Here is a 21,073-nt window from a genome sequence, read left to right as displayed (position 1 = left end):
ATCTAGTCTAATAAAGGAAACTGCTTAGCAATCTCAGATTCGGTGCTTTGTGCCACCCAGCCTTCGGTATTATTGAACAAACGGATCGCAGTAAATTCAGGATCGCTGCCCATATCAAACCAATGGGGAGTAAGCTCTGGTACTGAAATTAAATCACCCTGCTTGCAAAGTACTTGGTAAACCTTGTCATTAATATGCAGGCAAAATAATCCTTGGCCTTTTACAAAAAAGCGTACTTCGTCTTCACTATGGGTGTGCTCAAATAAAAACTTAGCACGTAATTCTGCAGCGTTCGGGTTGCCTTTTGCCAGCGAAATAACATCTACAGTTTGATAACCACCTTGTTGCTTTAAGCGTTCAATATCAGCGTTATAGGCGGAAATAATAGCTTCATGACTAGTATCAGCAGTAATCGTTTTTGTTGCTTGCCACTGCTCAAATCGTACATTTACTTTATTAAGCTCGGTGGCAATTTGTGCTGTATCTTGAGTGTTTAATAAAGCATTATTGCCGTTACAATCAGCAAAAATAGTCAGTTGGCTCATGCTAAATGCTCCACGGTGAATTGGCTAAAATCGTTAATATAGTTATGCGCAGGCGAGCTTGCTTGACCATCACGGATCAGGTGCAAGGTTTTTAAACCTGCGGCTTTGGCGGCATCAAGCTCGGCTGCCACATCACTTAAAAATAACACTTCATTAGCGGCAAAAGGTAGTTGCTCAATAATATTGTGATATGAACGTTGCTCTTGTTTAGCGCCGACTTGAGTATCAAAATAATCAGTAAACAAGGAGCGAATATCACCAAAGTCAGAGTAGTTGAAAATTAAATGCTGTGCTTTTACTGACCCTGATGAATACACATACAACTGCTGGCCGGCTTGTTGCTGTGCAACTAAAAAGTGGTAGGCATCTGGGTATAAATGGCCGGTAAAATCGCCATTTTCATAGCCAGTTTGCCAAATCAAACCTTGTAACTGTTTTAATGGAGTGATTTTTTTATCGTCACGGATCCATTCAAGTAAAGTGTTAATTACGACATCAATACTGGCATCTGGCTGTTCAATAACCGCTTTTACGGCATAAATTTGTTCAGCTACAGCGCTTTGCTCTTGATGAGTTTTTACAAATTCGGGGAGCTGCTTTGCGGCATATGGAAATAGTACGTCTTTAACAAACGAAATACGGGTAATAGTGCCTTCAATATCGGTCAGCAGTGCTTTGATCATGATTCTAATCCTACTAATTTTAAGCGTTCTATCTCACATGCAAATAAAAACTCAAGGCCTTCTAATTGACGGCGTACTTCACCAATAGTGCGACCCACTACATACAAACCGTGGCCGCGAATAAGCACGCCGTGCTCAATAGGCGTGTGTAAGTGGTGATCGCTCACTAATAAACTCAAGCGATCAATATCTTGGTCGTTATCAAAGATTGGAATACTCAAGGTGTCTAAATGTGAAGTAATGCCGGTTAGTGACTTTTGCATTTCGTAGCCGTGTAAGTCTAGGCTGTGACCTTTAATAACCCGAGATAATACCGTCGCAGCAACCGAATGAGTGTGCAATACATAATTAGCAGCAGGAATAAGTTTATACATGCACAAATGCAATTCGGTTTCAGCTGAGGGTTTGGCGGCGCTAGCGCTACGATTACCGACATGATCCAGTTCAATAAAGGTATGCGACCCTAATTGACCTTTGTCAAAACCGCTGGCAGTAACCACAAAACCGGTGTTAGTTCGCGCTGAAAAATTACCACCCGTAGCTGGCACCCAACCACGTTGACTGATCCACTTTCCTGCTTCTATAAGTTCTGAAATAGCGGTATTGTTATGCATACATTCCTCATACTTCTTTAGACGGCTATACATCTGTTAACAGCAATGATAGCATCGCTTTGGGCGCAAAACCATCATTAAGGGTAACCAGTGTTTGAAAGTAAATTGCCAAATTTAGGCACCAGTATTTTTAGTCAAATGACTGCTTTAGCAAATCAATTCGAAGCGATTAATTTATCGCAGGGGTTTCCTGAGTTTGATGCGCCTGAGCTACTTAAAAAACAGCTTAATCATTATGTGCTTGAAGGAGTTAATCAATATTCACCTTCATCTGGTGTGCCGCGCCTGCAGCAACAAATTGCCCAGTTAGCAAAACGAAAATATGCAGCTGAAATAGATGCCGCGCAGCAAGTAACGGTAACCTCTGGCGCGACCGAGGCCTTGTTTGTTGCCATTCAGGCGCTGGTGCGCGAAGGTGATGAAGTCATTGTGTTTGACCCCGCTTATGATTCATACCAGCCAGCGATTGAATTGGCCGGTGGTAAGTCAGTCAATATTGCTCTGCATGCTCCGAGTTATGCAATTGACTGGCAAACGGTGGCTGCGGCTATCAATAGCAAAACGCGGGCTATTATAATCAACACTCCACATAACCCAAGTGGTAAAACGTTAAAACAGCACGATATTAATGCTCTAAAAGCCTTAGTAATTAAGCATGACTTATACCTGATAAGTGATGAAGTATACGAGCATATTACTTTTGATCAGCAACCGCATTTAAGTGTGCTGCGTGATAACGAATTGTTTGCTCGCAGCTTTGTGATCTCAAGCTTTGGCAAGACTTTTCATAGCACAGGCTGGAAAATGGGTTACTGCATCGCACCCGCTGCACTTGCGGTCGAGTTTCGTAAAATTCACCAATATGTGACTTTTTCAAGCTTTACGCCGGCACAACATGCATTAGCCGATATGTTAGAACAGCAAGGTGAGCATGTGGATGAGCTCAGTGAGTTTTATCAACAAAAGCGTGATGTACTTAGTAAAGCACTAAAAGATAGCCGCTTTACCATTTTACCAAGTGAAGGCACCTACTTTTTACTGCTTGATTACAGCGATGTATCGGATTTAAATGACGTAGAATTTTGCCAGTGGTTAGTAGAACAAGCAGGCGTTGCAGCCATTCCACTAAGCGTGTTTTATCAGCAACCAAGCAACGATAAAGTTATTCGCTTATGCTTTGCCAAAAATGACGCCACGCTATTACAAGCCGCGGAGATTTTATGTCAACTTTAACTATAGCACTGATACAAACATCGCTTAATTGGTTAGATAAAGACGCCAACTTGGCACACTTTGGCAATAAAATAGCTGATATAGATAAATCAGTAGAGCTTATTTTATTGCCAGAAACCTTTGCCACCGGCTTTGCTATTAACCTTGATTGCGCAGAGCCGGATCATCAGTTAAAGCAAGGCAAAGTGCTTGATTGGATGATCGCGTCGGCAAAATCAAGCAATGCGGTAATTGCAGGCTCGGTATTGGTAACGCAAGGAAATAAAAAAGCTAATCGCTTTTATTGGGCATGGCCCAATGGCGAAGTGAAGTATTACGACAAACGGCATTTATTTTGCTTGGGCAAAGAGGGCGATTTTGTAACCGCAGGGCAGCAACGTGAAGTGTTCACCCTTAATGACTTTAGAATTTTACCGCAAGTTTGTTACGACTTACGTTTTCCGGTCTTTCAGCGCAATCGCAATGACTACGATGTGATGGTTAATGTCGCCAACTGGCCTGCTGCAAGGCGCAAAGTATGGGACACCTTACTAATGGCGCGGGCGATGGAAAACCAGTGTTATGTGATTGGCGTTAATCGTATTGGTGATGATGCTAATGGCGTCGCGCACAATGGCGGCACGGCAGTGTATGACTTTAAAGGTGATACGTTAGCAGCCGCTACTGATAACAAAGCTGATGTTGTTATTATCACTTTGGACAAACAGCCGCTTGAGCTCTTTAAGCAAAGTTTCCCAGCGCATTTAGATGCCGATGGGTTTAGTTTGGGTTATTAAGATAAAGAGACTGTTTAGCCTCTTTACCCGTTTTACGCAGAAGCATTGTAGGTGAGTTTGATCGCAGCGAAACCCGACAACATACAACAAAAAAATAATCTACAGGCTTGTATCAATACAAGGCCGTTTATCTGCGATGAATTTTTACCTGCTCACCCAATCGTTACGAGAGAATACCTAGGCTAGGTTAAAGTATTGATTTAATAGGTAGCAACCTATTGCATTACTATGATGTAACAGTTAGTTATCCGGTTTTTTATCTGCATTGTGATTATATGGTTGGCACAATATCTGAATTTCGTGATGCCCATCATATAATTTAAATAACTCATTGCCCCCAGTTTTGTTAAAAAATTGAGATAGGGTTATTTTGTCCTGCTCATACTCCATTAGTAACCAAAAGCCGTAAAAACCTTTAAACCAAAAATAATAGAATATCGCTGCGAAAAAAAATACTAGATAGGCTGCTTTACCTACTTTCTTTTTATATTTTAAACAACTAAGGAACAACCAAATACAACTCAATATTGCTAAAATTAAGAATGCTGAAAAAGGAGTAATAACTACTTCAATGTTGTCCCAGCGAGAGCTTAGACAAGAAGCATATCGGTCTGAAACTATTGTGTAAATTAAAGTGATTTTGAAAAGGAAGTACAATAATACAGTTGTAAAAACTGCATATAAAATACCACTTTCTTTGTCCTCACTGTTATTCAACTTGTAGCCTTAGAAAATATTTTGGTGTTTTTAAAAAGAAAAGTCAGAACGATTTTTGAATTTGGTTTAAGAGCTGACTTATGTGTTCTATTTGATATTACATTACACAACTTAGCGGAAGGGATCTAGAGTTTAGTTTTCTGGCCGCACTGCGTGCGTTTAACTTTGTTCCAGACAAAGTTTGGTCGAACCCTAGTCGAGGGTTCTCACCCGCCTTCATTGGTGTAAAGGTTACGGACATAAAACAATAGGCTTTTCATTCTGAAATTTGTGTCAAACGTGGGGATGGGCTTGCTTACGTCCATGTAACCAATCGCTTCGCGACGCTTGCAGCGGCCTAAAATGTTCCTGACATTTTATCGAACCCTGGTCGAGGGTTCTCACCCGCCTTCTGCCATTTTTAACAACAAAAAAAGCCCCACAATAAATTGCGGGGCTTTTTTCGTTATTAAATGGCGGAGAAGGAGGGATTCGAACCCTCGATAGAGCTACAAACCCTATACTCCCTTAGCAGGGGAGCGCCTTCGGCCACTCGGCCACCTCTCCGGCGCATAAATTGTCATTTTGATAATCGAGTGAACCACCAAAACGTAATAATGGTGGAGAGATAGGGATTTGAACCCTAGAGGGGCTATAAACCCCTGCCGGTTTTCAAGACCGGTGCATTCGACCACTCTGCCATCTCTCCGTTGGGAAAGAATAATACGCAGGTGATTGGGGTGTGTAAATAGGAAAAAGATCGTTTGCTGTTTTTTTGTTCTAAAAAAGAGGTTTTTTTATAAAAAAGGAGTTTTTAGGGAGTTTAAAGAAGGGGTTGCAGCAAACGAGGGAGCTAAATAAGTAGTTTCATTTAGTGGTTGGGTGTTTGCTGCACCGCTAAAGTAATCATGGTTGGGTGATTACTTGTATTGAACTGCGCCGCCAAGAGCTAGCTTTTTGCCGAAACGGTTAAGTCTGGCAAGCATTTTTGCTTTGCGGTTGGTCGGTTTTACTGCAACATGGGTAGCTGCATTTTCGTTTAATGTATTTACTGGGTTCATTACTTTGCTCCGGGTTATGTCTGTTTTGACAACACGGCTATTCTGAGCTTTTTTTGCACAAAAATAAAACGATAAAAATTAGGGTGGTCGGATAGAAATAACTAATCCGAATTGTTTTTATTAAGGTATGATTCAGATAGTACGTACTGAGTATTATGCATGGTTATGAAATTTAAAGTCGCCTAAATCACTTGTTTAAAAGCAATATTACACTACCACTGATATTTTAATGCATTAGATAATAAATAAAGTGACTAATTATTCAGATTAATTTATTTTTTGAAAATGTCTATTTCCCTACTTTTGAATAGGCTGGTATCCAGATGCTAATAATTATTAAACCAAGTACGCAAAAAAAACATAAAAAAAATTGCACTTGGTTATTAGAGCAGTGTCAAAAACGTCAAATTAGTTACACTATTTTTTACACCACAGGACATTTTACCAATGATTGCCAAAAAATAACGGTTTTGGCTCAGTCACAAAAGCGCGTTGTTGTGCTCGGTGGTGATGGCAGCCTGCATTTGGCTGTAAACGCATTGATGGGATTGAGTTGCTCGTTGGCGTTATTGCCTCAGGGGACGGGTAATGATTTTGCACGCGGCTTTGGCTGTTCAAACTCAGCTTGGCGTAATGCTATTTTTAGTGAGCATCAAGTAAAAATCGATATTGGCCAAATAAATAGCCGTTACTTTATTAATATTGCGGGGGTTGGCTTTGATGCGCATGTAGTACAGGCATTGCAAACCAAGCCTGCATTATCCGCTTTAAGTTATAGTTTAGCTGGCTTTAAGTGTTTATTCGTTTATCAGCCTTCTCGCTTGGCTGGGAGTTTTGCAGGGCAGCAATGCGAATATGGTAATTTGATTACTGTATTTGCAAATCATCATTATTTTGGTGGGGGGTTGATGATAGCGCCAAAAGCACAATTGAATAGTGGCTATTTAGAGTGCTATCGCGTGCCTACGCGTGGTTTGTTAGGTAACCTCTACAGTTTTGTGCGCTTATTGCTACGTAAGCACCACGGTATGAAAGAGCTCAACTACCAGCGCTTAGAAATTGCTTATATAAATACGCCTGATTTACCAATCGAAGCAGATGGTGAGCTGGTAGGCGTTACCCCAGCGGTGGTGATTATTCATCCGCTCGCGTTGCGTTTTTGTATGCCGCAATGTTAAATGACGAGTAATATGTTAGTAATAAAAAAGCGCCTAACAAGTAGGCGCTTTTGGCGTTAGTTGCGTATATACGCATTCTAACTGGGGATGGAGCGTTTATTAGCAAATGATGCTTTATTAGACTCAATAAACGCTTTAATTCTTTTTGTTGGAGTCAGTACAATAGCATTACCAAGCAGTACTAAACTAAAGCCGATAAACGTATTGGCTTGCCAACTAAAACCTTCAAATAATGTACTTAAAGTCACTGCAACTAATGGAAATAACACAATCACATAGCTGGCACGTTCTGGGCCGATATTTTTTAGTAGTGCAAAGTAACATGCAAATGCAATAACCGTCCCAAACACCGATAAATAAACTAATGAATACCAGTAGCTTGCTGGGGCCGACAGGCTAAAATCGGCACCGCTGATGATTACATATACAAATAAACCAATAGCGCTGTATAACATGCCCCATGCATTGCCCTGCATGACGCCAATACGTTGTTGAGAGTTACGTACGCTGATCATATTCCCTAATGAAGCCACAAAGGTGCCAGCTAAGGCAAGTAGCAAACCGACCAACGCCCCATTACTCAAGTCGAACTGCTGTAATTGTGGCCAAAACAGACTGATGATGCCCAATACCCCTATCAATGCACCCGTATATATACGTTTAGCTATGGGTTTACCAAAAAATAATCGGGTATTTACAATGTTCATTAATAACAACATTGAAAAGGCGATTGATGCCATGGCTGACGTTAAATAATGTTGTGCCCAGTAAAGTACTAAGTAATTAAGGCCAAAGTTACACAGTGCTAGTAATACGAAAAAGCCATGATCGCGACGACTATAATTCATCGGTAATTTTTTAATATTCACCCATACCCACATTAGAATTGCAGCCAAACTAAAGCGATAAAATAGTGAAACTTCAACGGCGATATCGCCAAGTTGAAATTCGATTGCGAGCCAGGTAGAGCCCCAAATTAAAACGGTTAGTGCATAAAGCACGATACTTTTCATGGCCTTGGTCCATTATGTCGATTAAGTGTTTATTTTAAGATACTTCTGTATACTTAACATACACAGAAAACTATAAATGCAACCTATACAGATTGTACGGCTTTAAGGTGTCTACTATGTCGCTGGTGATCAGCAAAACCAACCATGACTTTTTATATCAGCAAGTAATGCAGCTGGTGCGTGAGCTGAGTGAGCAGGGGACACTATTACCAGGCGAAAAACTCCCCTCATTACGTAAAATGGCCACTAAGCTGAATGTCAGTATTCCGACGGTGAAATTGGCTTACCAATCACTTGAGGCACAAGGTTTGGTTGAAGCACGAGAAAAGTCAGGCTATTTTTTAAAAACGGCACATACCCAGTTAGCGCGGCCAAAGCGGGTTAAACTCAATCGTGAGCCAGTTTCGGTCAACATGCAGGTATTAATTGAGCAAGTGTATGATGCAATTCATCAAGCCGATGTCGTACCGTTTGGCATTGCTAATCCTGTTGCTGCCGCTCCAACTGATAAAATGCTAAGTCGTACGATGCGCCGGGTTATGTCGATTGCCGGCAGTCGCGCCATAAATTATGGTGCGATGGATGGTTTTGCACCATTGAAAAAGCAGTTAATCCATCGTTATTTAGATTTTGGCATTGGTGTTGACTCGCAAGAACTTGTGATCACCAACGGTGCTCAAGAAGCACTGGCGATCGCGCTAAAATGTGTCACTAAAGTAGGTGATGTGGTGGCGATCGAGTCACCTTGTTATTTTGGTATCATTGAATTGATCGAAAGCCTGGGCCTCAAGGCGCTCGAGATCCCGCTGTGTCCTGATGATGGGATCTGGCTTGATGATCTGAGCCAGGCTTTACATGATCACGATATTAAAGCCTGTGTGTTCTCTACTTCGATCAATAATCCTGTGGGTAGTTTTATGCCTGATCATAAGCGTAAACAATTAGTAGAGTTATTGGAATCTCAAGATGTGGTGCTAATTGAAGATGATGTGTATGGTGATTTACATTTTACCCCGCAGCGCGGTACACCCGCTCAGGCTTACTCAACAAAAGGGTTGGTATTAACCTGTGCATCGTTTTCTAAAACTGCGGCGCCGAGTTATCGTGTTGGCTGGTTGATTGCCGGAAAGTTTGCTGCCAAAGCGCGTCGCTATAAGCGTGCATTGAGTTGTTCTACTTCATTGATCAATCAATGGACGTTATATGAATTTATAGTTAGTGGTGATTATGATCGTAATATAAAACTACTGCGACAGCGTCTACGTTCTAATAAAGAACGAATGATCTGGTGTTTACAACAGGCCTTTCCGAGTACCGCTAGGATCAGCGATCCGCAAGGCGGATGTGTGATCTGGATTGATTTAGGTGCGGCTTACGATAGTGTAAAACTATTTCAACTGGCATTAGAAAGTGGCATTAGCATTACTCCTGGCTATATTTTTTCAGCCACTAATAAATATCGCAGTTGTATTCGATTAAGTTATGGTTTGCCATGGGGTGAAAAAATTGAACAAGCTATTATAAAGCTAGGTGAGTTAGTGCATTTAGCGAAGAAATAGCATGGCATAAAAAAGCAGCACCTTTAAAAAAGAGTGCTGCTAAAGGGATATCAAACTTTTAGCGTTTAGAACCTGAGTTCAAGTTAGTTATTTTGTTTATAACTAAATAATTGGTAGTCTTTCAATTCTGGAACTAGTTTAACTAATTGTTGCTCTTGATCAGCAATGGTTGAAAAATTACCGCACAGTGCATCAGCGCGTTTTTCAAGTTGGTTAGCTTGTTGCTCAACTTTGGCTTCAATTTCAGCTCCCATATTTTCCATGCGTTGTTCAAAGGCTTGCATATCGCCACCAGAGCCCATTAGTTCTGAACCTACAGCCATTAAAATACTACCCATCGATTGCATCATCGCAGCTTGTACAGCGCTTTCTATTTGCTCATCAAATTGGCTTTCAAAGTTTTCGCCAAATTGGCTAAAGCTTTGTTGGCCCATTACAAAAGCGCCTTGTTGGTAAAAGGTGTTTTGTACTTCTACCTGAATATCAGCCATTAATTCATTAATGCTATCTAGGCCATCGATATTAAATGCATTGGCGACTTCTTCAATGGCGACCCCGGCAATTTTAACGCCTTCAAGAGCAATGTTCGCGACTTCTGGTAATTGGCTACGCAGACTGTCTGAATAATTACTGATAGCTTGGTGTTGTTGACTGTTGAGTGTCAAAGTTTGGCCATCAATCATTAACTCGCCACTATTTATAAAAGTCATAGTGTGGTTATCAGCTGTAAAAATTTCTAATTCATTTGGCTTAATACGCACATCATTTTTAAATTCAACGTCACATGTGTCGCCGCTAAAAGAAATATTCGTCTCATTGTCATTGTGTGCCATTGCCCCTGTGGCAATGAATAAAGAACTTATTAATAGTAATTTTTTCATTTTTATTTCCTGCTAATTTGTTGATTATGACCAGTACGCATTTAACGTATTTAATACTTATCAAGTTTAATGCCAATAATTATTGGCATTTAAAAACAATGAGTTAATTGTTTTTTTCCCTTTTTTAATTACATTTAAATGTTATAAAAAAGCCATTTTTTAGTCATTTTGACTAATTTACATTAATACATAAAAGATACTTATCGTTTCGATAAAAAACTCTCACTTTCCAGAACTCAAATTTAGCGCTATTTATTCACAATATCGACATAACACTATTTTAGAATTGCGTTATGGCTTTATTTTGGTGCTTTTTCATACGGTGAAATAGTGCTGAACATTTTTAATTTACCAATGATAGTGATAAAAAATCCTTAATTGGTCTCAAACACTTTATGGAGTGGGTTGTGGGTAAGACATTTAGTTACGATGCGCTAGATGACGATTTTGTTGAAGACGAGTACGAAATGGTCGGGCGTAATCAACACGACAAGAATAAGCAAAAGGTTAAGAAAAAGTTGGAAGACTACCTTGAGCAAAAACGCTTGCGTAAAAACTTGGGCGATGATGACTTAGATGAGTATTTAAACGACTAAGAGATAATTTAAATAAAGAGGCAATTTGCCTCTTTATTGCTTTTAGAGTTTAGATATTACTGCTTTTAAGGGCTTTGATAATAGCACCTTCGATTTGTTGCGGTTTGGTAAATGGTGCAAAGCGTTTAATTGCCTCGCCGTCGCGGCCAACTAAAAATTTAGTGAAATTCCATTTTATTTTGCGGGTTAAAAATCCAGGTAAGGCTGATTTTAAATGCCTGAATACGGGGTGGGCGTTTTCGCCATTAACATCAATTTTGCTCATCATCACAAAATCAACACCGTAGTTAATTAAACAACCTTGCGCTATTTCTTTTGCGCCGCCAGGCTCTTGTTTGCCGAATTGATTGCACGGAAAACCAATAATTACTAACCCTTGATCAGCGTATTTTGCATGTAATTGTTGTAAACCTTCGTACTGTGGAGTGAAGCCACATTTACTGGCAGTGTTGACAATTAACACAACTTTGCCTGCGAAATCTGAAAAATCAATGCTTTGGCCTTGCAGATTGCTGGCTGAAAGTTGATAGAAGTCGTTCATGTTGCTCTCTTGTTATTGTTGTTTGTTAAATTCTATCCTGAGTTGTGACAGACATACAGCTTAAATTATCATCATATTGCATAGACCATTTTATTTTAACTTGCATGATTAAAGCTTGTGAGTAAATGTTCAATCAATAATCGCACTCTGTACGGCATTAAATCTTTACGTGGATACACTAACCAAGAGGCATTGTCTGTTACCTGAAACTCATCAAGTAAGGTAATTAGTTGCCCGTTTTCAATATACTTATCAACAATATCAGTGGCTAAATGGGCAATGCCCAAGCCTGCTAATGTCGCAGATAATAGTGCGCGCGGATGGTTACTGCGCCAGTTGCCGGCAACTTTTACCTCTTTAATATCGCCGGCAAAATTAAATCGCCAACGTTTCCCCATGGCAATTAAGCAATTATGAGCGGTTAATTGTTGAGGCGTAGTTGGGGTTGGGTGATGTGCTAAATATTCTGGACTGGCAACGAGAGTCATGATTCGCGGGCTAAGTGGTCGTGCAATTAAGTTAGAGTCTTGCATGCGGCCAAAACGGATCGCTAAATCAAAACCTTCTTCAACTAAGTCGACATTACGATTGTTGAAGTCCATATCTACTTCAACCTCAGGGTAGCGTTTTACAAACTCAACAATTTTAGGTGCTACATGACATGCAACAAATTCACCAGCACCAGAAATTCTAATGATCCCTTTGGGTTTACGTTGCTCACCTTGCAGTTGATTATTAGCATCAATTAGCTCTTGTTTAATTGCTTTGAGCTTTACGGCATATTCGCGGCCGGCATCGGTGAGGCTTATTTTTCGGGTAGTACGTTGAAATAGCAATGAGCCTAAGCGGTTTTCAAGTTGCTGTACTTGGCGGCTAATATGTGAAGTTGATACTTCCATGACTTTGGCTGCTTTGGTAAAGCTGCCATGTTCAACCACATGTAAAAATTCATCAAGGCCATGCCACATAATTTAGTTCTCAAATATTAAGTAATTATAGTTTATACCATCTATTGTTGCAGCTGTGCAAAAGTGATTCTCTGAGCTTAGTCTTTAAATTAATGCTTAAATCCCTACAATTAGATGGTCACCAAATTTTAGCTCACACTAAATAATGAGCATCTCTAAGCAATGGAGCAAGCATGTTAAATTTCAGTTTTGCAAACCCAACCAAAATTCATTTCGGCGAACAACAAATCGCTTTAATTAAAAATGAGATCCCTGCAGACGCAAAAGTATTAGTTACTTATGGTGGCGGCAGTATTAAAAGTAATGGCGTCTATGATCAAGTCGTCGATGCGTTAAGTGAACATACGTGGTTTGAGTTTGCCGGTATTGAGCCTAACCCAAGTTATCAAACATGTATGAAAGCCGTTGCTTTGGTTAAAGAAAAGCAAGTTGATTACATTCTTGCAGTTGGTGGTGGTTCAGTCGCTGATGGTAGTAAATTTATTGCCGCAGCAGCTAATTATGACGGCGAGCCATGGGATATTTTATCAAAAGGTGGCGAGATTAAATCTGCTATTGCTCTTGGTGTGGTATTAACGTTACCAGCAACGGGCTCTGAGTCAAACGGCAATAGTGTTGTTTCAAATCTTGACACTCACGAAAAACTTGCATTTGCTAGTCCATTTGTATTGCCAAAATTTGCAGTACTCGACCCTGCAGTGACTTTTTCATTGCCTGAGCGCCAAGTGGCGAACGGTATTGTTGATGCATTTGTGCATACTATGGAGCAGTATTTAACCTACGATGTAGGTGCTAAGCTGCAAGACCGTTTCGCTGAAGGTATTTTAATGACCTTAATCGAAGAGGGCCCTAAAGCGTTCAGTGAGCCTGATAACTATCAAGTACGTGCAAATATTATGTGGTCAGCAACGATGGCATTAAACGGCTTAATTGGAGCGGGTGTACCACAAGATTGGTCCACTCATATGTTGGGCCATGAAATGACTGCGATGTATGGCCTTGACCACGCGCAAACGCTTGCGATTGTATTACCTCGTATGATGGCTGAGCAAACAGAAACTAAGCGCGGTAAAATCTTACAGTACGCAGAACGCGTTTTAGGATTAGATATCAGTGATGAAGATGCAGCAATTGAACAAGCAATTAATGCAACTGAAGCGTTTTTTCACAGTGTGAATATGCCAACGCGTTTAAGTGATTATAACTTAGGCGAAGAAGTCGCTGATAAAATTGTTGAGCAACTTGAACGCCACGGTATGACGGCTATTGGCGAACGTGGTCAGGTCACTCTAGATAAAAGCCGTGCTATTTTATTAGCCAGCGTTTAAAGCTACTTTTAGCGCATTACTAATGTGCTAATTTAAGATCAAAAATAAACCCATACCAACCAGTGTTGTGTAGTAAATGTTGTGCGTTTTATACGCGACAATAATGGCTGCTATTGCCGCACTGAGGTATGGGTTTTGCCAATCTAAATTTATTCCCTCATCTGTTACAAACACTATAGGTACCCAAATCGCGGTAAGTACCGCCGGTGCGCTAAAACTTAGAAACTGCTGCATTTTAGGGCCAACTTTAAATGGTAGGTCACGATGTAAAAATAAGTAACGGGTAAAAAAGGTAATACACGCCATAAGTAAAATAGTGCTCATCATCAGTTATGCTCCAATTTATCTTGGATACGGCTAATAAGGTAACCGATAGTCATCGCCGATAGTGCCGCGGCTACTAACCATAGTTCAAACCCCTGGCTTTTTAAAACGGTAGCGACAACACCAGCGCTTACAACCGTTGCCAATGTAGCGAGATTTTTAATACCAGGAATTACTAATGCAATAAAAGTTGCAGCAATAGCAAAGTCTAAGCCTAAATTAGTGAGATCAGGTAGCAGACTGCCCGCTACGATGCCAATTAATGTCCACAAGTTCCAAGTAATATAAAAGCTAAAGCCGGCACTGAGCGCGTAGATCAAGCGAGTTTTAGTTCGATAAGCTTTGCGATGATGGGAAAACGCAAACAGCTCATCAGTGAGTACAAAGCTTACCGGTAAGCGCCAACGCAGCGGCTGATCAATCACTTTATGACGCACCGCTAAGCCGTATAAAAAGTGCCGTGAGCTAATTATGAAGGTGGTGAATAAAATAGTTAATAAAGGCGTATTGCCAGCCATTAGCTCTATAGCGACTAGTTGGGCGGAACCGGCAAACACTAATAATGACATAGCTTGGGTTTCAAATGCGCTAAAGCCATTTTGTATTGCCAGTGAACCACATAAAATCCCCCAGGGGATCACTGCTAAACACAGTGGTAGCATATCTAAAAAGCCTTTTAGGAGTGCGCGTTTGGTGCTAAGTGTCATTAATATTATTCATTACGGTAATTAATGCCCTTAGTCTGCCATAGAATCAATTAACCCTGAACAGCAAAGATGCTAAATTAACAAAAGTTTGAAATAATAAGCTTTTACGCAAAAGAGGTTAAGCATGCATAAAATTAAAGTATGGGATGGGTTTATTCGCAGTTTCCATTGGTTGTTAGTTATTGCAATTGCGGCGCTGTATTTTAGTGCTGAAGAAGGCATGATGGAATTACACTTTGTGGCTGGCTTTTTCACCTTAGCGCTACTAGTAACACGCCTTATTTGGGGCTTGATTGGTAGCAAAACAGCTAAGTTAAGTGCATTGTTTCATTTACCTAGCGCAGCACTAAAATCATTTAAACAAACAGATAATAAACCTGGCCATGGCGCAGCGGGCAGCTACATGGTGTTGGCATTTTTTATTTTATTACTGGCGCAGTTAGTAAGCGGCTTAATGACCACTGATGACATTTTGACAGATGGCCCATTAGTGCAGTATGTATCAAGTAATGTAGTTGAATGGGCCGGCTGGGTGCATCATAAAAACTTTGATTTATTGTTGTACGCGATTATTCTCCATATTGTGGCAATTGTAATTTATCGCATTAAAGGCAAAAATTTAGTCAAAGCAATGGTTACGGGCTATGCCGCTGAAAAAAATAATGATAGTAATGAAGAGCTAACAAAATCACCGTGGACTGCGATAATTATTTTTGTCGTTGTATTTGCGGCATTACTGATGACATGGGGCGCAGAACCTGTGGCTTACTTGTTTAGTTAAACGGTTCAACAGATCAAAAACGGCGCTAATTAAGCGCCGTTTTAGTTTTAAGATGATCGCATTAAAGATTAGTCTTTAAATGATGTGTGGCAATCTTTACAGCCTTTAGCCCATGGGCCAAATGCTTTAGCAATTACTTTTTTATCACCTGTTTGCGCGGCAACGGCTAGTTCATCAGCATATTGTTGGAATGCTACCGCTTTTTTCATAAAGGTTTCGTTATCGCTCCAAATAGCAGGTAATGCAGATGTTTCGCCTTTATCACTGCCTGCAACGAATGCTTCCCATGGCATTTTTGATAATGCAGCGGCATTATTTGCACGGTGCTTAAAACGCTCAGCATCAAAAGGTACTTTGCCCTTTAGCATGTCACCCATATCACCAATTTGGACACGGATCATTGAAAACGCCGCTTGGCGGTACTCAATGGCGTCACTAGGCTCTTCAAATACAGAGTTTGCTGTTGCACCAAATGTTAGTGCACAAAGTGTTGCACCTAAAAATAATTGCTTTAACTTCATTCCTTTTGCCCCTTATATGTAATTCATTGCTTGTATAGCAGCTGTTGTATATCAGCAAGTCAGATTATTCAAGTGTATTGCGGTTAAACTGAACTGTTATTGAATTATAAAACTAAGATCATGCCTTAATTATTTATATCAATGTCAGCAAAGATCATTCCTCTGCGCATACTACGGGTTGCTAAAAATACTTCACCCAGTAATGACATAAATGCACAAATAAGTAGTGCCATTGCGCCAACAAAACAACTGCCGATGGAAACACCTAAATTAACTGATTGGATATGAGACAAAAATAACAGCATGACCACGGCGCAAACAAGTACCGCACTTAATACACTTAAACTAAAGGCAATATGGATACAGCGAGAGCGTTTCAGCAGTGCTCGTAGCTCGGTTGTTAGCGATGAATTAAACTCTTCATCGGTACTTACCTTTAATTTTCGTTCAAGTTGACGAGCACGGTCGGTAATTCGAGCTAAGCGATTAGATAAAACGCCCAGCGTAGCAGCAATACCAGTAATTAAAAAAACCGGCGCAACGGCTGTTTGGATTACTTTTGCCATTGTTAAAATATTTATAACATCAGAGTTCATTGGTTCCCTTTTAGGTATATTGGTGTGCTTTAGTTCTATTTGTTTACAAACATTTACATTTTCACTTTTCAGTTTTTAAACATTAAAAACAGATGTTTAGTGTTATTTTTTTCGGTTTTCTATTTGCCTTTGTAATTTTAATGTAATCGAGTTGTTGTTATTTTGGGTGTTGAAGTTCTATATTAGTCTCGCACTTAATTTATGATCACCAATAAATACAATAATACATAACATATCCCAGGGGAAATCATGTCTAAGAATCTAATTAAAAGAACGGCGGTTGCAACCGCTGTAACAAGTATCTTAGTTACAGGCGCTGTAAATGCAAATACAATAAATAACAGCGTACTTAAGCATACCAGCTACACGCCAGTATCACAGACCGATATTGTAAATAAAAATCAACCATCAGCATACCTTGTTGTTTTAAAAACAAAAACAGCAGCTGATATGATGGAGCAGGGTGTCTACAATGTTTCTGATGCTCGTCAGAGCTATAATCAAGTTGCAACGTTACAAAGCCAAGTTCAAGATAAGCTATTTACCCTTGATAGCAATGTAAAAGTACTTGGTTCAACTAAAATTTTGGCGCCGACGTTAATTGTTCAAGCAAGCCAAGGTGCACTAGATAGAATTGCAAAAGACTCGCGTGTAGAGCGTGTTTTACCTATGTTTGATTACGACCTTCATGTTGCAGCAACTGCTGACTACATCAAAGCGTCACCATTAGTAACAAATGGTACAGTAACAGGTGCAACGCAAACTGTTGCAGTACTAGATACAGGTATTGATTATACTCACAAAATTTTTGGTGGTGAAGGAACTGTTGAAGCTTATGAAGCAGCTCAAGCAGATCCAACTGCAGTGACTTGGCCACAAGGTCAAGTTATGGGTGGTTATGACTTCATGCGTGATGATGCTGATCCAATTGAAAATGATCCAGCTACTCCAACAGAAGAAGATGCAGCAACTAGCCATGGTACATCTGTATCTCACTCTGTCACTGGTATTGCACCAGCGGTGGAGCTATACGTGTATTCAGTGTGTGGCGGTGGTTGTCCAAGTGCAGCACAGGTTTCGGCATTAGAAGCCGCTATGGATCCAAATGGTGATGGTGATTCAGAAGACCGAGTTGATGTAATCAATATGTCTTTAGGTGGAGAGTTTGGTGACACATACATCGGTGGTGGTACGCAGTTTTTAATTCAGCAAGCCGTAGATGCAGGTGTGAACGTTGTTATTTCTGCTGGTAATGATGGTGATAACCCATTCCGCATTGGCGGTCCTTCTACGACGCCAAATGCACTCTCTGTTGGCGCGATGACGCATCCTGCAAATGATGTTGGCGTTGCATCTGGCACAGTTGAAGGTGCAGAGACCACAATTCAGCCGTCAGGTTTTGGTCCACAAACTGCGTTTGTAATGACAGATGCCGATGCTGAAGTTGTTTACCCTGAAGAAAACCAAAATGGCTGCGTGGCATTTTCTGCTGAAACTGACTTTACTGACAAAGCGGTAATTATTGACCGTGGTGCCTGTAATTTCACTCAAAAAGTATTAAGCGCTCAAGATCGTGGTGCTAAGTTTGTATTTGTAGCAAATAATGTTGATGATGGTACGCCTGCGCCAATGGGTGGCTTTGATGCAGCAGTAACAATTCCTAATGTCGGTATTAATTTTGCTGCAGGGGCAGCAATGAAAGCTGCTTTAACAGCCGGTGAAATGCCAACATATAGCATAACGATTGAACGTAAAGTGCTAGCGGGTGCAGTTGCATCGTTCTCATCTCGTGGTCCATCAATGGATGGTTTACTAAAACCTGAAATTACAGCGCCAGGTACTGATATCATGGTAGCGGCAACTGGTACACAAGATCAATTAGCACCCGCAACAGGTACTTCATTTTCAGGTCCGATCACTGCTGGTGCTGTTGCATTAGTTCGTGAAGCGCATCCAGATCGTACTGCACTTGAAATTAAAGCGACAATCATGAATGCGGCTGACTTAAATGTAACCGTAGAGCCGATTAGTACTAACCCAGATTCTCCACTTGCACCAATTAGTTCTATCGGTGCAGGCTTAGTAAATGTTGACAAAGCTGTTAACTTACCTGTTGCGGCATGGGTTGAAGATGAAACATTCAAAACTAAACAAGCGGCGCTATCGTTCGGTTTAGAACGCATGACAGAAACAACCAGCTTTACAAAAACAGTGACGTTGAAAAATTTCTCTGATGCAGACAAAACATATGACCTTCGTATTGAAGAGCGTTATATGAATGATGTGGATACTGGTGCTGTTAGTTTTGATATTCCACGTAGCGTAACTGTTGCGGCAAATACGGTAACAACATTCGATGTAACCATGACAGTTGATCCATCTAAACTGCATAAGTGGACGTTAGAAAACCCATTTAGCCAAGAGGATCTAGCAGCTCGTAGTCCGTCACTGACTATGGCTGAGTTTGATGGTGCGCTGGTATTTGATGATACTTCAACAGCCGACACAGATCATGACTTGCACATTGTTTACCATGCGATACCTAAAGCCGGTGCTGAATTAGCTTTTTCATATGAAGAAGTTAATGGTGTTGGTGAGTTGGTTGTAACCAATGTGGGGGCGACTACGATATTACCAACTGCAGAATCAGTGGTTGCTACAAGTGAAGAGAACCGCGACGCTGACTTTGATATTCTCTCAACTACATTTGCTGCTTATACGTCTGAGACATGTGAGTCAGGTGTGTTCATTACATCTTCAATTCAATTACGAGATGAAATTACCCACATGCGTCAAATCGGTGTTCGTATGAATCTCGATATTGATAATGATGGTGTTTATGATCACTTTATGATGAATATTAATGATGTTGGCCGTGATGCAGCAATACCTGGGCGCAGCCGTACATTAATTGGTGAAATCGATGCCGCAGGTGAGGATGTGTGGCAGTGGGGTACACCGATGTATCATGCTGCTGGTGAAGATACAGTGACCTTCTCTGGATGTAGTAATTTGTTAGGCTTAGATGCAAATATGCTGGGCAGCACAATTAACATTGCAGCTTCAGTTGGTTATCCAAATTATCAAGCCGGTGTGTTCTCTGAAACCGATAGTGTAGTTGGTTCTACTGTGTTTACAGGTAATCCGGTGGTTACTTTGGAATCGACAGAAGACGCTGAAACTAAATTATCTGAACTTGCTCCAGGTCAGAAGGCTGTAATTAGAGCTGATGGTAATTTCGCATTGACCTCAGCTACAGGGACAGATGTATATACTAATTCAGTAACTGGTGTTCCGGCTGTTCCAGCTGTGCCTAATCTCGTTGTAGAAGAGTTTACAATTAATGAAACTGCACTTGATGGTATTACTATTGGTAGACTTAGTTTTGAAGATACTCCAGCACTACGTATAACAAACTTTACTGTTGTGAGTATGTCTGCTCCAGGCTTAATGATTGATGCTGAAACTGGCGATATCATGGTTGAAGATACGAGTATGTTGGATTTTGAGTCTGACATTAAAGAAATCATTTTAACAGTGAAGGCGACTGATTTACTTGGTACTGAATCTGCAGCAGCCGATATTAAAGTAACGATTACCAATGATGCAGATGAGTTACCAGTTGTAGCAAAAGGGCAAAATTTCAGTATTATTGAATCCGCAGCCGAAGGTACAGTGATTGGCATGCTTGATCATAGTTTGTTTGAAAGTGCGGCAACAATGGTTACTGGTGGTACGGTTGCAAACACAAACTTAATTAGTATTAATAATAAGGGTGAGCTAGTTGTCACTGGCAGCCTAAGTTATTATGCAACTCCAACTATGACTCTTGATGTAACAGTAATGGATGACAGCGGCTTAGAGTCTGAGGTTGTGCAAGTTATGTTGAATGTAACCGCCGATCCTAAATCTCATGCCCCAGTCATTGAGGGTGGTCAAAAATTCAGAACTGATGAAAATGTTGCCATTGGTACCGTGTTGGGTCAATTGGTATTCTCAGACCCTGATATGGATATTTCGCCAATTACTCGTTTTATTGTATCTGGAACAACATTAGTTAGTGTTCAGTTAGATGGTTCAATTGTGACTATGGGTGAAATTGACTATGAGTTTGATAAAGAGATTGTTTTCAGTGTTCAAGCTGAAGATAGCAAAGGTTATGTATCGAAAGCGGTAAGTGTTGAGATTGACGTTAACAATCTACGTGCGAACGATGATGACGACAATGATAGCTCTGGTTCGCTAGCGTGGTTAACGCTGCTTGTAGCACCGTTTGCATTTATGCGTCGCCGTAAACAAAAGTAGTAATATAGCCTCTAAAGGCATATAGCTTTAGTTAAAATACCGCCATTGGGCGGTATTTTTTTTGTTTTAAATTTATTGTTATTACCTAAAATGGTTACATTTTTTGTTTCAATGTTGTTTTTTTGTTTCTTGCTGGTGTAGTATTCGGGACTTAATGTTTCTTTTTG

Annotated in this window: 21 protein-coding genes and 2 tRNA genes; 8 read left to right on the top strand and 15 right to left on the bottom strand. The window is 40.5% G+C overall.

Annotated elements, in window-relative coordinates:
- Positions 1 to 2 precede the first annotated feature (2 nt).
- Genes H5154_RS04315 through H5154_RS04305 form a run of 3 tightly spaced genes read right to left on the bottom strand, consistent with a single transcriptional unit; the run spans position 3 to position 1,842 of the window.
- Complete coding sequence (locus tag H5154_RS04315; protein WP_182717491.1) at positions 3 to 545, bottom strand: acireductone dioxygenase; 543 nt, start codon at positions 543 to 545, stop codon at positions 3 to 5.
- Positions 542 to 1,228 (bottom strand): acireductone synthase, encoded by a 687-nt coding sequence (gene mtnC, locus H5154_RS04310; protein ID WP_145240037.1) that lies wholly within the window; start codon positions 1,226 to 1,228, stop codon positions 542 to 544. Before mtnC ends, H5154_RS04315 begins: the two co-directional genes overlap by 4 nt.
- Positions 1,225 to 1,842: a methylthioribulose 1-phosphate dehydratase gene (locus H5154_RS04305; RefSeq protein ID WP_149982209.1), complete on the bottom strand. Its 618-nt coding sequence runs from the start codon at positions 1,840 to 1,842 to the stop codon at positions 1,225 to 1,227. Before H5154_RS04305 ends, mtnC begins: the two co-directional genes overlap by 4 nt.
- A gap of 90 nt (positions 1,843 to 1,932) precedes the next feature.
- Between H5154_RS04305 and H5154_RS04300 the strand changes: the two genes are divergently transcribed.
- Together H5154_RS04300 and H5154_RS04295 are read left to right on the top strand one after the other, a co-directional pair.
- Positions 1,933 to 3,075, top strand: a complete 1,143-nt coding sequence (locus tag H5154_RS04300; protein ID WP_145240033.1) for a methionine aminotransferase — start codon at positions 1,933 to 1,935, stop codon at positions 3,073 to 3,075.
- Positions 3,063 to 3,851, top strand: a complete 789-nt coding sequence (locus H5154_RS04295; RefSeq protein ID WP_182717490.1) for an amidohydrolase — start codon at positions 3,063 to 3,065, stop codon at positions 3,849 to 3,851. Before H5154_RS04300 ends, H5154_RS04295 begins: the two co-directional genes overlap by 13 nt.
- Before the next feature lie 240 nt (positions 3,852 to 4,091).
- Here H5154_RS04295 and H5154_RS04290 read toward each other — a convergent pair whose 3' ends face one another.
- The 4 genes from H5154_RS04290 to H5154_RS04275 all read right to left on the bottom strand — a co-directional run bounded on the left by H5154_RS04290 (position 4,092) and on the right by H5154_RS04275 (position 5,608).
- Positions 4,092 to 4,568 carry a hypothetical protein gene (locus H5154_RS04290; RefSeq protein ID WP_182717489.1) on the bottom strand — a complete coding sequence of 159 codons (477 nt, stop codon included), beginning with the start codon at positions 4,566 to 4,568 and terminating at the stop codon, positions 4,092 to 4,094.
- Positions 4,569 to 5,021: 453 nt separating this feature from the next.
- A tRNA-Ser gene (locus H5154_RS04285) sits at positions 5,022 to 5,114 on the bottom strand.
- Positions 5,115 to 5,165: 51 nt separating this feature from the next.
- Positions 5,166 to 5,256, bottom strand: a tRNA-Ser gene (locus tag H5154_RS04280).
- 211 nt (positions 5,257 to 5,467) lie between these two features.
- A complete protein-coding gene (locus H5154_RS04275; RefSeq protein ID WP_169019719.1) occupies positions 5,468 to 5,608 on the bottom strand; it encodes a hypothetical protein in 141 nt (46 codons plus the stop codon).
- Positions 5,609 to 5,931: 323 nt separating this feature from the next.
- On the opposite strand from H5154_RS04275, the gene H5154_RS04270 reads away from it, so the two are divergent.
- On the top strand, positions 5,932 to 6,786 hold the full coding sequence (locus tag H5154_RS04270) for a diacylglycerol kinase family protein (protein ID WP_220493363.1): 855 nt from the start codon (positions 5,932 to 5,934) through the stop codon (positions 6,784 to 6,786).
- 77 nt (positions 6,787 to 6,863) lie between these two features.
- On the opposite strand, the gene H5154_RS04265 is transcribed toward H5154_RS04270, so the two are convergent.
- Positions 6,864 to 7,799, bottom strand: coding sequence for a DMT family transporter (locus H5154_RS04265; protein ID WP_145240025.1), 936 nt, complete (start codon positions 7,797 to 7,799; stop codon positions 6,864 to 6,866).
- Between the two features lie 116 nt (positions 7,800 to 7,915).
- Here H5154_RS04265 and H5154_RS04260 point away from each other — a divergent pair, with 116 nt between their 5' ends.
- Positions 7,916 to 9,358: a PLP-dependent aminotransferase family protein gene (locus tag H5154_RS04260; RefSeq protein ID WP_145240023.1), complete on the top strand. Its 1,443-nt coding sequence runs from the start codon at positions 7,916 to 7,918 to the stop codon at positions 9,356 to 9,358.
- Positions 9,359 to 9,441: 83 nt separating this feature from the next.
- Here the strand turns inward: H5154_RS04260 and H5154_RS04255 are convergent, their stop codons facing one another.
- The gene (locus H5154_RS04255; protein ID WP_145240021.1) at positions 9,442 to 10,239 is read right to left on the bottom strand and encodes a YggN family protein; all 798 of its coding nucleotides are present in this window, start codon (positions 10,237 to 10,239) and stop codon (positions 9,442 to 9,444) included.
- A gap of 407 nt (positions 10,240 to 10,646) precedes the next feature.
- Here H5154_RS04255 and H5154_RS04250 point away from each other — a divergent pair, with 407 nt between their 5' ends.
- Positions 10,647 to 10,835 (top strand): PA3496 family putative envelope integrity protein, encoded by a 189-nt coding sequence (locus H5154_RS04250; protein ID WP_145240019.1) that lies wholly within the window; start codon positions 10,647 to 10,649, stop codon positions 10,833 to 10,835.
- A gap of 49 nt (positions 10,836 to 10,884) precedes the next feature.
- Here H5154_RS04250 and H5154_RS04245 read toward each other — a convergent pair whose 3' ends face one another.
- Both H5154_RS04245 and H5154_RS04240 read right to left on the bottom strand, forming a co-directional pair.
- Positions 10,885 to 11,376 carry a glutathione peroxidase gene (locus H5154_RS04245; protein ID WP_145240017.1) on the bottom strand — a complete coding sequence of 164 codons (492 nt, stop codon included), beginning with the start codon at positions 11,374 to 11,376 and terminating at the stop codon, positions 10,885 to 10,887.
- Between the two features lie 95 nt (positions 11,377 to 11,471).
- Positions 11,472 to 12,344, bottom strand: coding sequence for a LysR family transcriptional regulator (locus tag H5154_RS04240; protein ID WP_149982204.1), 873 nt, complete (start codon positions 12,342 to 12,344; stop codon positions 11,472 to 11,474).
- 173 nt (positions 12,345 to 12,517) lie between these two features.
- Here H5154_RS04240 and H5154_RS04235 point away from each other — a divergent pair, with 173 nt between their 5' ends.
- Complete coding sequence (locus H5154_RS04235; RefSeq protein WP_149982203.1) at positions 12,518 to 13,672, top strand: iron-containing alcohol dehydrogenase; 1,155 nt, start codon at positions 12,518 to 12,520, stop codon at positions 13,670 to 13,672.
- Positions 13,673 to 13,699: 27 nt separating this feature from the next.
- On the opposite strand, the gene H5154_RS04230 is transcribed toward H5154_RS04235, so the two are convergent.
- Positions 13,700 to 13,999 carry an AzlD domain-containing protein gene (locus tag H5154_RS04230; RefSeq protein WP_149982202.1) on the bottom strand — a complete coding sequence of 100 codons (300 nt, stop codon included), beginning with the start codon at positions 13,997 to 13,999 and terminating at the stop codon, positions 13,700 to 13,702.
- On the bottom strand, positions 13,999 to 14,703 hold the full coding sequence (locus H5154_RS04225) for an AzlC family ABC transporter permease (protein ID WP_259398451.1): 705 nt from the start codon (positions 14,701 to 14,703) through the stop codon (positions 13,999 to 14,001). The genes H5154_RS04230 and H5154_RS04225 overlap by 1 nt, the downstream gene beginning before the upstream one ends.
- 124 nt (positions 14,704 to 14,827) lie before the next feature.
- On the opposite strand from H5154_RS04225, the gene H5154_RS04220 reads away from it, so the two are divergent.
- Positions 14,828 to 15,484 (top strand): cytochrome b/b6 domain-containing protein, encoded by a 657-nt coding sequence (locus H5154_RS04220; protein WP_182717488.1) that lies wholly within the window; start codon positions 14,828 to 14,830, stop codon positions 15,482 to 15,484.
- A gap of 68 nt (positions 15,485 to 15,552) precedes the next feature.
- Here H5154_RS04220 and H5154_RS04215 read toward each other — a convergent pair whose 3' ends face one another.
- Together H5154_RS04215 and H5154_RS04210 are read right to left on the bottom strand one after the other, a co-directional pair.
- Positions 15,553 to 16,005: a cytochrome c gene (locus H5154_RS04215; RefSeq protein WP_149982199.1), complete on the bottom strand. Its 453-nt coding sequence runs from the start codon at positions 16,003 to 16,005 to the stop codon at positions 15,553 to 15,555.
- A 125-nt stretch (positions 16,006 to 16,130) separates the two neighbouring features.
- Positions 16,131 to 16,601 carry a DUF2721 domain-containing protein gene (locus H5154_RS04210; protein WP_145240002.1) on the bottom strand — a complete coding sequence of 157 codons (471 nt, stop codon included), beginning with the start codon at positions 16,599 to 16,601 and terminating at the stop codon, positions 16,131 to 16,133.
- 249 nt (positions 16,602 to 16,850) lie between these two features.
- On the opposite strand from H5154_RS04210, the gene H5154_RS04205 reads away from it, so the two are divergent.
- Positions 16,851 to 20,906: a S8 family serine peptidase gene (locus tag H5154_RS04205; protein ID WP_182717487.1), complete on the top strand. Its 4,056-nt coding sequence runs from the start codon at positions 16,851 to 16,853 to the stop codon at positions 20,904 to 20,906.
- Positions 20,907 to 21,073 lie beyond the last annotated feature (167 nt).

It is taken from the genome of Pseudoalteromonas sp. SR44-5 (genome assembly GCF_014163675.1).
In the GTDB taxonomy this organism is placed as follows: domain Bacteria; phylum Pseudomonadota; class Gammaproteobacteria; order Enterobacterales; family Alteromonadaceae; genus Pseudoalteromonas; species Pseudoalteromonas rhizosphaerae.
This window is presented reverse-complemented; position numbering and strand designations above follow the sequence as displayed.

What these genes read in the sequence shown, in the direction of transcription:
- H5154_RS04255 (WP_145240021.1), bottom strand. Translation starts at nt 10,239, where the DNA reads ATGAAAAAATTACTATTAATAAGTTCTTTATTCATTGCCACAGGGGCA.
- H5154_RS04315 (WP_182717491.1), bottom strand. Translation starts at nt 545, where the DNA reads ATGAGCCAACTGACTATTTTTGCTGATTGTAACGGCAATAATGCTTTA.
- H5154_RS04305 (WP_149982209.1), bottom strand. Translation starts at nt 1,842, where the DNA reads ATGCATAACAATACCGCTATTTCAGAACTTATAGAAGCAGGAAAGTGG.
- H5154_RS04295 (WP_182717490.1), top strand. Translation starts at nt 3,063, where the DNA reads ATGTCAACTTTAACTATAGCACTGATACAAACATCGCTTAATTGGTTA.
- H5154_RS04245 (WP_145240017.1), bottom strand. Translation starts at nt 11,376, where the DNA reads ATGAACGACTTCTATCAACTTTCAGCCAGCAATCTGCAAGGCCAAAGC.
- H5154_RS04215 (WP_149982199.1), bottom strand. Translation starts at nt 16,005, where the DNA reads ATGAAGTTAAAGCAATTATTTTTAGGTGCAACACTTTGTGCACTAACA.
- H5154_RS04205 (WP_182717487.1), top strand. Translation starts at nt 16,851, where the DNA reads ATGTCTAAGAATCTAATTAAAAGAACGGCGGTTGCAACCGCTGTAACA.
- H5154_RS04270 (WP_220493363.1), top strand. Translation starts at nt 5,932, where the DNA reads ATGCTAATAATTATTAAACCAAGTACGCAAAAAAAACATAAAAAAAAT.
- H5154_RS04240 (WP_149982204.1), bottom strand. Translation starts at nt 12,344, where the DNA reads ATGTGGCATGGCCTTGATGAATTTTTACATGTGGTTGAACATGGCAGC.
- H5154_RS04275 (WP_169019719.1), bottom strand. Translation starts at nt 5,608, where the DNA reads ATGAACCCAGTAAATACATTAAACGAAAATGCAGCTACCCATGTTGCA.
- mtnC (WP_145240037.1), bottom strand. Translation starts at nt 1,228, where the DNA reads ATGATCAAAGCACTGCTGACCGATATTGAAGGCACTATTACCCGTATT.
- H5154_RS04230 (WP_149982202.1), bottom strand. Translation starts at nt 13,999, where the DNA reads ATGATGAGCACTATTTTACTTATGGCGTGTATTACCTTTTTTACCCGT.
- H5154_RS04265 (WP_145240025.1), bottom strand. Translation starts at nt 7,799, where the DNA reads ATGAAAAGTATCGTGCTTTATGCACTAACCGTTTTAATTTGGGGCTCT.
- H5154_RS04210 (WP_145240002.1), bottom strand. Translation starts at nt 16,601, where the DNA reads ATGAACTCTGATGTTATAAATATTTTAACAATGGCAAAAGTAATCCAA.
- H5154_RS04225 (WP_259398451.1), bottom strand. Translation starts at nt 14,703, where the DNA reads ATGACACTTAGCACCAAACGCGCACTCCTAAAAGGCTTTTTAGATATG.
- H5154_RS04260 (WP_145240023.1), top strand. Translation starts at nt 7,916, where the DNA reads ATGTCGCTGGTGATCAGCAAAACCAACCATGACTTTTTATATCAGCAA.
- H5154_RS04220 (WP_182717488.1), top strand. Translation starts at nt 14,828, where the DNA reads ATGCATAAAATTAAAGTATGGGATGGGTTTATTCGCAGTTTCCATTGG.
- H5154_RS04235 (WP_149982203.1), top strand. Translation starts at nt 12,518, where the DNA reads ATGTTAAATTTCAGTTTTGCAAACCCAACCAAAATTCATTTCGGCGAA.